The sequence below is a fragment of the Burkholderia sp. 3C genome (assembly GCF_054589155.1).
The window spans coordinates 166,899-178,641 of sequence record NZ_BAAILN010000084.1 but is presented as its reverse complement, the minus strand read 5'-3'; the positions used below and the strand labels follow the sequence as shown (position 1 = coordinate 178,641).

Annotated in this window: 11 protein-coding genes; 8 read left to right on the top strand and 3 right to left on the bottom strand. The window is 68.6% G+C overall.

Features of this window, described 5'->3' with window-relative positions; genetic code table 11:
* From ACYP33_RS15005 to ACYP33_RS14985, 5 genes are all read left to right on the top strand, one after another.
* Nucleotides 1-212, top strand: a 212-nt coding sequence (locus ACYP33_RS15005; RefSeq protein WP_459622652.1) for a hypothetical protein, incomplete at its 5' end; no start/stop codon positions are given.
* An 82-nt stretch (nt 213-294) separates the two neighbouring features.
* Complete coding sequence (locus tag ACYP33_RS15000) at nt 295-951, top strand: MOSC domain-containing protein (protein ID WP_459622651.1); 657 nt, start codon at nt 295-297, stop codon at nt 949-951.
* Nucleotides 952-1,120: 169 nt separating this feature from the next.
* Nucleotides 1,121-2,047 (top strand): LysR family transcriptional regulator, encoded by a 927-nt coding sequence (locus ACYP33_RS14995; protein WP_414439696.1) that lies wholly within the window; start codon nt 1,121-1,123, stop codon nt 2,045-2,047.
* A gap of 100 nt (nt 2,048-2,147) precedes the next feature.
* Nucleotides 2,148-3,128, top strand: a complete 981-nt coding sequence (locus ACYP33_RS14990) for a 4-hydroxythreonine-4-phosphate dehydrogenase PdxA (protein ID WP_459622650.1) — start codon at nt 2,148-2,150, stop codon at nt 3,126-3,128.
* Nucleotides 3,129-3,222: 94 nt separating this feature from the next.
* Nucleotides 3,223-4,530, top strand: a complete 1,308-nt coding sequence (locus ACYP33_RS14985; RefSeq protein ID WP_459622649.1) for an MFS transporter — start codon at nt 3,223-3,225, stop codon at nt 4,528-4,530.
* Nucleotides 4,531-4,861: 331 nt separating this feature from the next.
* Here ACYP33_RS14985 and ACYP33_RS14980 read toward each other — a convergent pair whose 3' ends face one another.
* The 3 genes from ACYP33_RS14980 to ACYP33_RS14970 all read right to left on the bottom strand — a co-directional run bounded on the left by ACYP33_RS14980 (nt 4,862) and on the right by ACYP33_RS14970 (nt 7,805).
* Nucleotides 4,862-5,515, bottom strand: coding sequence for a GntR family transcriptional regulator (locus tag ACYP33_RS14980; RefSeq protein ID WP_459622648.1), 654 nt, complete (start codon nt 5,513-5,515; stop codon nt 4,862-4,864).
* A 14-nt stretch (nt 5,516-5,529) separates the two neighbouring features.
* Nucleotides 5,530-7,173: an HAL/PAL/TAL family ammonia-lyase gene (locus ACYP33_RS14975; RefSeq protein WP_459622647.1), complete on the bottom strand. Its 1,644-nt coding sequence runs from the start codon at nt 7,171-7,173 to the stop codon at nt 5,530-5,532.
* A 197-nt stretch (nt 7,174-7,370) separates the two neighbouring features.
* Nucleotides 7,371-7,805, bottom strand: coding sequence for a hypothetical protein (locus tag ACYP33_RS14970; protein WP_459622646.1), 435 nt, complete (start codon nt 7,803-7,805; stop codon nt 7,371-7,373).
* Between the two features lie 24 nt (nt 7,806-7,829).
* On the opposite strand from ACYP33_RS14970, the gene ACYP33_RS14965 reads away from it, so the two are divergent.
* From ACYP33_RS14965 to ACYP33_RS14955, 3 genes are all read left to right on the top strand, one after another.
* Nucleotides 7,830-8,288, top strand: coding sequence for a hypothetical protein (locus ACYP33_RS14965; protein ID WP_459622645.1), 459 nt, complete (start codon nt 7,830-7,832; stop codon nt 8,286-8,288).
* Nucleotides 8,289-8,578: 290 nt separating this feature from the next.
* The gene (locus ACYP33_RS14960; RefSeq protein ID WP_459622644.1) at nt 8,579-10,573 is read left to right on the top strand and encodes a sigma-54-dependent Fis family transcriptional regulator; all 1,995 of its coding nucleotides are present in this window, start codon (nt 8,579-8,581) and stop codon (nt 10,571-10,573) included.
* Nucleotides 10,574-10,776: 203 nt separating this feature from the next.
* Nucleotides 10,777-11,743: ATP-NAD kinase family protein (locus tag ACYP33_RS14955; RefSeq protein WP_459622643.1), on the top strand; the 967-nt coding region annotated here is incomplete at its 3' end.

Below are 11,743 nucleotides of genomic sequence, written 5' to 3'. Positions count from 1 at the left end.
GGGCGGACGTGATCTTGGTATTCGTGGACATGAGGTTCTCCGGATTTGAAGTGGGCGCACCCACATTGGGTACGCTCATCAATTCGCTGCCTCCACGCTGCGAGTTACAGTCGATGCGAAAATTTTTCGCGGCGCGTTTTCATCCGAAGCAAGATGCCGGTGTGTCTGCATGTGTTTTTCGCTCGCGCGGCGGTCGCAATCACGTTCAGTGATGCGTACGATCTTCAATGATCAATGGACGTTGCGCGCCATCGGCGGCACAGTGTGCAGGTTCAAATCGTCAGGACGGGCGCGATGCCGACAATCGAACATCTGTTTGCGGGTGGTATCACCGAGCTGGGCCCGGAAGGGCATCTCACGGGCATTTACAAAACGCGGATCGCCGATGCCGATATCGAGGTGTCCGGCATTCGCGGCGACCAGCAGGCCGACCGGCGTGTGCATGGCGGGCCGGAGAAGGCGGTTCATCAATACGCGTTCGAAAACTATCCGGTGCTCGGGCGGCAGTTTCCCGATTGCGAGCCGTTGCTGCTGGCCGGCAGCGTGGGCGAGAACATTTGCGCGCCGGGGCTGACCGAAGCGAGCGTCTGCATTGGGGATGTCTATCAGGCCGGCACGGCGATCCTGCAGGTGTCGCAACCGCGCCGGCCCTGCTGGAAGATCGATCACCGCCTGGGCGCCAGTGGTGTGGCGGCCTTCATTGCGCGAACGGGCATCACCGGTTGGTACTACCGCGTGCTGCGTCCCGGCAAGCTCGCGGTGGGCGATGCGATGGACCTGATCGAGCGGCCCGATGCGGCGTTTTCGATCGAGCGCTTCTGGGAAATCCAGATGGCGCACCGGCCACGCATCGACGCGGTGTCGGCATTGGCCGCCGCCGCCGGGTTGGCGCCGGAATGGGTGCAGCGCTTGCAGCATCGCGCGGAGTGGCTGCGCTCGCACGCCGGTTGAGGCATCGGTAGCGCTTGAGCAACGGGCCGGCGGAACGGCAAGTGCTGCGTTGGTCCGTTACGCGCGCCGTGGCCGGGCGGCATGCGTCGTCGGGCGAGACCGACGGCTTTTTCTCGACGCACCCCCAACGGGATAGAATTTCGCGCATTCCCCCCATTTCCCCCACCCGATGCGTCGCGCCAACCGTATCCATTTCGATCTGACGACGCTGCGCCTGTTCGAGGCCACCGCCGAACTCGGCGCGGTCACCAAGGCGGCCGAGCGTGTCGCGCTCGCGCCCGCCGCCGCGTCGCGCCGCATCAGCGAACTGGAAACGCAGTTCGGCGTGGCGCTGTTCGAGCGCCGGCCGCACGGCATGACGCTCACCGATGCCGGCCGCGCCTTGCTCGCGCATGCGCGCAGCATGCTGCACTCGGCGGCGCGCATGGCCGACGATGCCTCCGCGTTCCGGCAAGGCGATCGCGGCATCGTGAAGATCGCCGCCTGCACGTCGGCGGTGTTGCAGTTTCTCGCCCAGGACGTGCAGCGCAGCCACGCCGCCCACCCCGGCATCGATATCGACCTGCAGGAACTCAACAGCCACGGCGTGATGCAGGCGCTGGCGCGCGGCGTGGTCGATATCGGCATCTACGAAGCGTCGCTCGGGCGGCTCGATTTCCCGACGCGCCCTTATCGCGAAGATCGACTGGTGGTGGTGACGGCCGCCGATCACGCGCTGGCCGAATGCGAGCGCGCGACCGCGGACGACATCCTGGCCTGCGACGTGATCGGCCTCACGGAAGGCTCGGCCATTTCGGTGGCGCTCGCGCGCCTGGCGAACGCGCGGGATCAGACGCTGCGCATGCGGATTCGCGTCGGCAGCTTCGACAGCATGACGGCGATGGTGGCCGCGGGCGTCGGCATCGGGGTGATGCCGGAGGGCGTGGCGCGCGCGCTGGCCGGCGGCCCGCCGTTCCGCATCCTGCCCATCGAGGGCAACTGGGCCACCCGCCAGTTCCTGCTCTGCCACCTGCCCACCGAGGCGCTGTCGTCGTCCACGCTGTCCGTGCTCGACCTGCTTTGCGGGCCGGTTTCGCAAAACACGAAACCTGAATAGCTCAATGAGCGATGGCCGGCCGGCGCGATCGTCCTTATCTTGAGGCCGAACCGCTCGCATCGAACGCAGCGGTCCCCATGATCATCGCGCTCGGAGCACCATGTCTCAGTCACCCGTTCGAATTGCACTCAGCATCGGCGACCCCGCCGGCGTCGGCGCAGAAATCATCGCGCGCCTGTTGGCGGACCCCGCCACCGCAGAGAAAGCCCACATCACCCTGATCGGCAACCGCGAGGCGCTCGCGCGCGGCGCGGCCGCCGCAGGCGTGCCGATCCCGCAAGCCGCGCCGTGGCTGGAAATCCTGCACTGGGAAGGCAGCGACGCGGTATTCGCGCCGAGCGTCATTACGGAAGCGAGCGGCCGCTTCATGCTCGATTCGCTGCGGCTCGCGGTGCGCCGTGTGCAGGATGGCCTGGCCGACGCGGTATGTTTCGGGCCACTGAACAAGAGCGCGCTGCGCCTCGGCGGCATGCAGGAAGAGGACGAGATGCGCTGGTTCGCCGGCCTGCTCGACCATCGCGGCGTGTGCGGCGAGCTGAACGTGCTCGATCCGCTGTGGACGGCGCGCGTGACCTCGCATATTCCGCTGCGGGAGGTGTCCGCGCACCTGTCGCCCGAGGCGGTGGCCGATGCGATCGGCATGCTGACCGGCGCGCTGCGCGCCTCGGGCGTGGCGGTGCCGCGCATCGGCGTGTGCGGCCTGAATCCGCACAACGGCGACCACGGCAACTACGGTAATGAGGAAAGCGAAGTGATCGAGCCGGGCATGGCGCTGGCCGCCGAGCGCGGCTTCGCGACCACCGGGCCGTATCCCGCCGACACGATCTTCCTGCGCGCGCGGGCCGGCGAACTCGACGGCATCGTGACCATGTATCACGACCAGGGGCAGATCGCCACCAAGCTGCTCGGCTTCGAGGTGGGCGTGACCGTCGAGGGCGGCCTGCCGATGCCGGTGACCACCCCGGCTCACGGCACCGCCTACGACATCGTCGGCCAGGGCCGCGCGAGCGCCACGGCGATGGCGCATGCCTTCGACCTGGCCTGCCGGATGGCGCGCTCGCAGTCGGCCGCGTTCGCCTGAGCGGCGCCGGCTTCGAACCAACCTAAATCGAACCGAAATCGAACAGAGGCCGACGGTGGCGCAGGCCGCCGCGGACCTCGCAGTCGGAGGAGACATGAATTCGCTATTGCGGCGTTCGGGACGCACTCACGTACAGCGGGCCATCCTGGCGCTGCTGTGCGCGATGTCGTTCATCCTGTATCTGGATCGCGTCAACCTGGCCGCCGCGGCCGGGCCGATCAAGGCCGAGCTGGGCCTGTCCAACACCACGCTGGGCCTCGCGTTCTCCGCGTTCGGCTATACCTACGCGATCTTCCAGATCATCGGCGGATGGCTGGCCGACCGCATGGGCGCGCGCCGCACGCTGCTGTTGTGCGGCTCGATCTGGGTGGTGGCGACCATCGCCACCGGCATGGTCGGCGGGCTCGCGTCGCTGTGCGCCGCGCGTCTGCTGCTCGGGGTGGGCGAGGGCGCCGCGCTGCCGGCCCAGGCGCGGGCGATCGCGAACTGGTTCCAGGCCAAGGATCGCGGCTTCGTGCAGGGCATCACGCATTCCTCGTCGCGGCTCGGCAACGCCGTCGCGCCGACGCTCGTGGCTTTGCTGGCGACGCTGTATTCATGGCGTCTGTCGTTCATCATCGTGGGCGTGATGACGGCGTTGTGGATCGTCGTCTGGGTGCTGTATTACCGCGACGATCCGCGGGCGCATCCGCGTGTGAATGAAACGGAGCTCGCGCAATTGCCGGTGATGGTGGCCGCCGACGCGCAGGCGCGCGTGGCCACGCCGTGGCGGCGCATCGCCGGGCGCATGTCGCCGTCGATCTTCGTGTACTTCTGCCAGGTGTGGAGCAACACGCTGTTCTTCAGTTGGGTGCCGCTGTATTTTCTGCACGGCTACGGGCTGAATCTCAAGGAGTCCGCGATTTTTTCCTCGGGCGTGTTCCTGGCGGGCGTGGTGGGCGACGTGCTCGGCGGCGTGATCAGCGACCGGGTGCTCAAGCGTACCGGCAGCCTCCGGCTGGCGCGGCAGGGCGTGATCGCGTTCAGCTTGCTCGGCGCGTTTGCCTGCATGATCCCGGTGATGCTCAGTCATGACCTCACGATCGTCACGCTGGGCTTGTCCGGTGCGTTCTTCATGCTCGAACTGACGATCGGCCCGATCTGGGCGGTGCCGATGGACGTCGCGCCGCAACACGCCGGCACCGCGAGCGGCATGCTCAATACCGGCGCGGCGCTCGCCACCATCGTGTCGCCAGTGGTGTTCGGCGCGGTAATCGACCGCACCGGCAACTGGAACCTGCCGTTCGCCGGCTCGCTGCTGTTCCTGCTGATCGGCACGCTGATGACGCTGAAGATCCATCCCGATCGCACGATCGACGTGGAACCCGATGCGGCGCGCGAGGGCAAGCTGCGTCCGTCGTAGGCAGGCGGTGCGGGTTTCGGGACTGTGGAGGGCGGCATTGACGCTGCCGCCTCGGTGGCGCGGAGGCTCAAGCTTCCGGGTGCTGCGAACGGTCCCGGCTCGTTCGATCGTGCCAACGCCCGGCGGCCCGTGACTCACCCCGTGTTCGATGTTCCCACGGCCGCTACCGGAATCCGAGTCGCCGCGAACGGCCCCGGCCCGTTCTATCGCACCAACGCCCGGTCGTCCGCGACTCGCCCCGCGCTCGATGTTCCCACGGCCGCCACCGGAATCCGAGTCGCCACGAACGGCCTCGGCTGATCCGGTCGCGCCAACTTTCCGGCAACCGCCCTTACCCCACAGGCAACGTCCCCACGGCGGCCACCAGGATGTCCCCCGCGTCATTCACGTGCTGTTCCAGCAGCGAGCAGGCGAGCGCCACATCACCACGCCGCGCGGCCGCCACGAGCGCGATGTGCTCGGCTTCCGATTTCGCATTCCAGTCGATCATCGCCGCCGTGGCGTACATGTAGCGCAGGCGCGCTTCGTGCAGGCTGTCGATGTCCGACAGCAGGCGCGGCATGCCGCACGGCCGGTACAGGCTCGCGTGGAAGTGGCGGTTCGCTTCTTCCCACGCCGCGATGTCGCGGCTGTGCTCGGCCTGCGCGATGGCGTCTTCGGCCAGCGCGAGGTCGGCTTCGGTCAGGTTGGGAATGGCATGCCGCAGCGCCAGCACTTCGAGCGCCGAGCGCATGCGGGTGATCTCGACGATCGAAGCCTGATCCAGCGCCGGCACGTACACGCCCTTGCGCTCGCGCGACACCAGCAGCCCGCGCGCTTCGAGCCGCCGGAACGCCTCGCGCACCGGCACGTGGCTGGTGTTGAAGTCGGCGGCGACCGTGTCCTGGCGAACCCGATCGCCGGGCTTCAGCTCGCCGCGAATGATCTGTTGCGCCAGGCCGGCGGCAATCCGTGCCGGCAGGGAATCCGAATTGTCGAGAACCACGTTCGATCTGTCCTTTAGGGTGTTGCGGGGCCCCACATGTCGCCGCAGGCGGCCGTCACGGCCTGCGCGAGCGCGCCGCTGCGCACCAGTGCTCGCACCGCCTCGACGTCGTCGTGCACCCAGCGATCGTCGCCGAGCATCGCCGGCACCTCGGCGCGCACCCGTTCGAGCGCGGCCTGCGCGCCACGGCCGAGCGGGAACGCCGAGTAAGCCTGCTGCGTGAGCGACAGCGCCTGCGCGGCGATCAGCACTTCCGCGCCGACCACGGCCTGCGCGTTCTCCACCACCGTGCGCGTGCGGCGCGCCGCGAAGCAGGCATTGCTGATGTGGTCTTCCTGATTGCCCTTGGCCGGCAGGCTCGTCACGCTGGCCGGCGCGCACAGGCCCATGTTTTCCAGCACGAGGCCGGTGCCCATGCTCTGCACCACGGCGAAACCGGTGTTGATGCCGGGCTCGCGGGCGATCAGGTTGCGTGGCAGGCCGAAATTATAAGCGGGGTCGATCAACAGGTTGTTGCGGCGGTCGCAGATCGCGGAGAGGTCGGTCGTCACCAGCGCGAGCAGGTCCATCGCCTGCGCCACGTACTGGCCGTGGAAGTGGCCGCAGGACACGATGTCGTAGCGTTGGTCGGCGGCGAAGATCAGCGGGTTGTCGGTGGCGCTGTTCATTTCGGTGGTGAGGATGCCGTCGATGTAATCGAGCGCGTCGAGCACCGGGCCGTACACCTGCGGCGAGCAGCGAAACGAGTAGACATCCTGAATACGCGGTTGCGCGGCCGCCAGCGCTTCGGCTTCGGTGGCGCCGGGCGGTGCGAACGCGCGGGCCTCGTGCGTGCAGCGCGCGCTGCCTTCCAGCAGGCGCCGCACCGCCTGCGCCACGCGACGCTGGCCCGGATGCGGCCGCGCCAGCATCACGCGATCCTCGAAGCAGGCGCGTTCGCCGCGAATCGCTTCCAGCGACATCGCCAGCGAGATCGTCGCGCCCGACAGCAGTTGCCGCGCATCGAACGCGGCGAGCGCCGCGTAGGCCAGCGACGCCGTGGAGCCGTTGATCAGCGCGGTGGCGTCCTTCGCCTCGACATCAAACGTCGGAGGCAGGCCGGCGCGCTCGAACGCGGCGCGTGCGCTCATCGTGTTGCCCTCATAGGTGACCACCGATTGATCGAGGCCCAGCAACGCGCCGCTCATCAGGGCCAGCGGCGCGAGATCGCCGCTGGCGCCCACGCTGCCCTTGGCCGCGATCACCGGCGTGATGCCCAGGTTCAGCATCGCCACGAGCCGTTCCACCACCTCCACCCGAATGCCCGAATGGTTGCGCGCGAACGTGTTGACGCGGATCGCCATCATCGCGCGCACCGTTTCGGGCGGCATCGGCTCGCCGGTGCTGGCCGAATGCGAATGGATCAGGTTGCGCTGGAAGCGGGCGATGTCGAGCGCGCCGATGCGCTGGTTCTTCAGCGCGCCGACGCCGGTGTTGAACGCGTACATCAGCGGGGCGTCGTCGACGAGCCAGTTGTCGTGGATGAATTGCCGGGTGGCGGTGAGGTTGGCGCGGGCGGTGTCGCTGAGGGAAACGGGGGCGTTGTGGCGGGCGATGTCGACGATCTGGGTGAGGGTGAGGTCGTTGCCGGTGAGGGTGATGCGAGAGGGCTGGGACATGGGGGGCGAACTCCGTTTGTGTATTTTATCTATTATCTATAAAAAATTTGGGCGGCACAAGACGGGATGTTTGGGGCTGGTTAGGGAAGAGTGGGATCGGCGGCCAGGCCTGTTCGGCAGGCCGCCCTGGCGATCCTCACGGGCCGGCGGTGTTCAGGAATGCTTGGGCAGCCGGCAAAAATCGCGATGCGGCGAGTTCAGTTGTCGTCGGGCACGCGCCGGAACATCACGCCCAGATGGTCCATGACCGTCAGGTAATCGCCGGCCGAAATCAGTTCGTCATCGTGTTCGCTGGCCGCGTCCGCGCCGATTTCTTGAGCGAGCGCCCGAAACGGCTGGAGCGCGCGTTCGTCGCGATGCTCGCCGTCCTGGCCGAAGTAGGTGCGAATCAGCGTTTCGGCTTGCGCGAGGCGCGGAATATACGTGCGGCCACGCGCGATTTGATCGGGCGTGCCCCGGCCCAGTGTTTGCCGGTTTGCCTGCAGATCGTCGAGCCCGAGGCTCGGCCGAGCTTGATGAATGTTCGCCGTGTGAGCGAGTTCCTCGGGCGAGCGCTGATCTCCGCGCGACAGCACCGCCGAAGACGGCGGTGCTGTCGGCCCGAGGTTCAGGCTCGCGGGCGATGCATTCATGATCGCGTCGAAACTCTGAAAGACATGGTCGCGCCAGCCTGGCGCAGCCGCGCCTTCGATCAGGTGCTGCCGTGGGTCGGCGCGGGCCGGGGAGGCTGGCGCGCGCGGCAAGCCGGCACGGGGCAACGGTGCGCGCGGGGGCCGGTTGCCGCCGCCCGGCGCGCGCGGCGCGGCAGGCGGCGGGGCGTTGCGCGACAGGCTCGCCACGGCGGTATCGAGGCTTTGAAACAGGCTTGGAGCGGCAGCCAGGCGGGAATCGGTTTCGATCACGCCACGGCCCGATTCGGCGCTCGCCTGCCTGCGCCGGCGGGCCAGATCCTGCAACGGCCCGCTGACGACCTGGCTCGCCGGCGCCGTGTTCGGCGCGGCGCGGTGGTCGCGATGCCCGCGATGTCCGTTTTCAGGCTGGTGATCGTTATCGGATTGAGTGGCTGGCGTGTGGGAGCCGGTACGGCGGACGTCCATGCAATTGACCCTGATTGAGCGATACGCCGTCATCATTCCGCGTGCCGGCAGGTCCGCCGCTCACGAGTACGAAGCAGGGTGCCGGTGCGCGAAGCAGCGGTTTGCTTCGGTTACCGAAGCGTCCCGAAACCGCCCGACGCCGCCCCGCCGCCATCGTATTGCGGCATCCCGTACCGTCGGCTACATTAACCACCCAGTCTGGAAAATGGCAGGGGCGCCACACGGCGCCACCTGATCGCCAGCCGGCGTTGCACGCGGGCCGGCCCCGCGTCGCACCACAGCAGGCGGCGCGGAAACAGGAGACAACGATGGACGTGCGGCAACGCGATCACATCGAAACGGTGGTCCTGGCCACCACCGGCGAGTTACCGGCGGCCATGCGCACACACGATGCGCTGATCCAGAGTTCGTGGCGGCGCTGCGTCCATCAATACGGGCTCGATCCGGCCCGCATGCAGGAGGCGCGCATCCTGCCGCCAGTCCGCCTGCGCGAACACCAGCAACGCATCGACGATTTCACGCGCATCGCCCGTCACGGCCTCGAAACCCTGCATGGCCAGGTGGCCGGCATGGGTTACGTCGTACTGCTGACCGATGCCGACGGCGTCACCGTCGATTACCTCGGCGACGCCAATGCCGATGCCGCGCTGCGGCGTGCGGGCCTGTATCTCGGCGCGGAATGGAGCGAGGACGGCGCCGGCACCTGCGCGGTGGGCACCGCGCTGGCGGCCGGCCAGGCGCTCACGGTGCATCAGGCCGATCACTTCGACGCCACCCACATTCCGCTGACCTGCACCGCCGCGCCACTGTTCGATTCGTACGGCCGGCTCACGGCGATCCTCGACATCTCCGCACTCAGTTCGCCGCAAGCCCGGTACAGCCAGATGCTTGCGCTGCAACTGGTGCGCATGTACGCCAGCCAGATCGAGGACGCCTATTTCCTGCGCCGTCACCGGCAGGACTGGGTGCTTAAACTGAGCCCCGCGCCCGAGTTCCTCGAAGTCAGCCCCGACTACCTGATCGCGCTCGACGCCGACGGCCGGATCGCCGGCCATAACCGCCGCGCGCAACAGGCGCTCGCGGCCGGTACCGATCCGCACGATCCGCACGCGCCGCCGCTGCTCGGCCAGCGCTTCGAGGCGCTGTTCGACGCCCGGACCGAGGAGCTGGGGCGCTTCGTCTATTCGCGGCCGAGCGAGCAGCGCGTGGTGCGGCTCAATCACGGCGGGCGCGCGCTTTACCTGAGCGTCATGCCGCCGGCGCCGAGCCTGCCGCCCGCAATGCGCGACGGCACGCCGCCGCCGCTGCCGGCCGAACTGGCCGCGCTCTGCGGTGGCGATGCGGCGTTGCAGCAGCAGTTGCAGCGCGCCGCGAAGCTGATCGATTCGCCGATCAATCTGCTGATCAACGGCGAGACGGGCAGCGGCAAGGAGTTTCTGGCGAAGGCGCTGCATCGCGCCAGCGCGCGCCGCCACGGCCCGTTCATCGCGGTCAATTGCGCGGCGATTCCCGACACGCTGATCGAGAGCGAACTGTTCGGACACCTGCCGAACAGCTTCTCGGGCGCCGGTTCGCGGCCCAAGCGCGGGCTGATCGAGGAAGCGAACGGCGGCACGCTGTTTCTCGACGAGATCGGCGACATGCCGCGCGAGTTGCAATCGCGCCTGCTGCGCGTGCTGTCCGAAGGCGAGGTGCTGGCGATCGGCGCGTCGCGCCCGGTGCCGGTCGATATCCGCGTGATTTCCGCGACGCATCATGCGCTCGACCGGCTGATCGGCAGCGGCCTGTTCAGAGAGGATCTGTACTACCGGCTCAACGGCGCGCGCTTCGCGCTGCCGCCGCTGCGCGAGCGTGGCGATCTGGACTGGCTGGTGCGCAAGCTGCTCGCCGTGCCGGAGGGCGAGCCGGGCTACACGATGTCGGCGGCGGCGCGCGAACGGCTGCATCGCCATCGCTGGCCGGGCAACCTGCGCGAGCTGCGCAACGCGCTCGAATATGCGCGCGCCGTGTGCGATCACCGTCATATCGAGGCGCGCGACTTGCCCGAGGGGATTGGCGACGCGCACGCCGGCGAAGCGGCGTCGCGGCCATTACTTGCCGATCACGTCGATCACACCGAGGACCGTCACACGCTGCCGCCCGAGGCCGCGCTGCTGATGCAATACCTGCGCGCGGCCGGCTGGAACCTCAGCGCCGTCGCGCGGCAGATCGGCATCAGCCGCATGACGCTGTACCGCCGCATGGCGCGCTACGGCATCCAGTCGCCGAACCGCACCGATACCGGCGCGCGCGACACGCACTGAGCGCACCGATACGCCTGTCCCACCTGATGCACCTGCCGCTGTGACACCTGTCACGGCGGCGGGCTGCCGCCTCGTATTTCCCGCCCGGTTTGCCGGGGTATTCCCCTAAATCTCTCGCGTGTTTTCGTGCCTGCGGGCCGATGCGGCACTGGCATGGCAGTTGCGTTATCGCTGCTGTCAGAACAAGCACATCGGAGACAGGCATGCACGAACCCGTTCCGGTTCGTTCCCCCCGGGTCGGCATCATCGCCAACCCGGTGTCGGCACGCGACATTCGCCGCGTCATCGCCAACGCGAACAGCCTGCAACTGGCGGACCGCGCGAACATCGTGCTGCGCCTGCTGGCCGGGCTGGCCGGCGGCGGCATCGAGCGCGTGCTGATGATGCCGGACCGCGAGGGGCTGCGCGTCATGCTGCAACGCCATCTGGCCCGCGCGCAGGCGTCGGGCGCGGCGATGGCGCAGATCGACTACCTCGACATGCCGGTGGCCGGCAGCGTGGACGACACGCTGCTCGCCGCGCGGCGCATGCGCGAGGCAGGCGTGGCGGCGATCGTCGTGCTCGGCGGCGACGGCACCCATCGCGCCGTGGTGCGCGAATGCGGCGAGGTGCCGATCGTCGGCCTGTCCACCGGCACCAACAACGCGTTCCCCGAGATGCGCGAATCCACCATCACCGGGCTGGCCACCGGCCTGTTCGCGACGGGGCGCATTCCCGCCTCGCGCGCGCTGGCGAGCAACAAGTGCCTCGACGTGACGATTCGGGAGCCGGGCGGGGCGTGGCGGCGCGACCTCGCGCTGGTGGACGCCGTGATCTCGCGCGAGCGCTTTATCGGCGCGCGCGCCGTGTGGAAGGCCGACACGTTGAGCGCGGTGTACGTGTCGTACGCGAGCCCGCAGGCGATCGGCCTGTCCGCCATCGGCGGCCTGCTCGAACCGATCGGCCGCGACGAGCGCGGCGGCCTGGCCATCGAGCTGGGACAGCCCGGGCGCTGCGCGTTCGCGCTGCTCGCGCCGATCGCGCCCGGGCTGCTGGAGCCGGTGCCGATCGCGGCGTGGCATCGCATCGCGCACGGCGTGGCGCATCGCGTGCGGCAGCGCGCGGGCGTGGTCGCGCTCGACGGCGAACGCGAACTGGCCTTCGATTCGCAGGACGAAGTGTTCGTCACCC

Coding starts and splice junctions, on each gene's coding strand:
- ACYP33_RS14990 (WP_459622650.1), top strand. CDS start 2,148: ATGTCTCAGTCACCCGTTCGAATTGCACTCAGCATCGGCGACCCCGCC.
- ACYP33_RS14975 (WP_459622647.1), bottom strand. CDS start 7,173: ATGTCCCAGCCCTCTCGCATCACCCTCACCGGCAACGACCTCACCCTC.
- ACYP33_RS14995 (WP_414439696.1), top strand. CDS start 1,121: ATGCGTCGCGCCAACCGTATCCATTTCGATCTGACGACGCTGCGCCTG.
- ACYP33_RS15000 (WP_459622651.1), top strand. CDS start 295: ATGCCGACAATCGAACATCTGTTTGCGGGTGGTATCACCGAGCTGGGC.
- ACYP33_RS14965 (WP_459622645.1), top strand. CDS start 7,830: ATGGTCGCGCCAGCCTGGCGCAGCCGCGCCTTCGATCAGGTGCTGCCG.
- ACYP33_RS14985 (WP_459622649.1), top strand. CDS start 3,223: ATGAATTCGCTATTGCGGCGTTCGGGACGCACTCACGTACAGCGGGCC.
- ACYP33_RS14970 (WP_459622646.1), bottom strand. CDS start 7,805: ATGAATGCATCGCCCGCGAGCCTGAACCTCGGGCCGACAGCACCGCCG.
- ACYP33_RS14960 (WP_459622644.1), top strand. CDS start 8,579: ATGGACGTGCGGCAACGCGATCACATCGAAACGGTGGTCCTGGCCACC.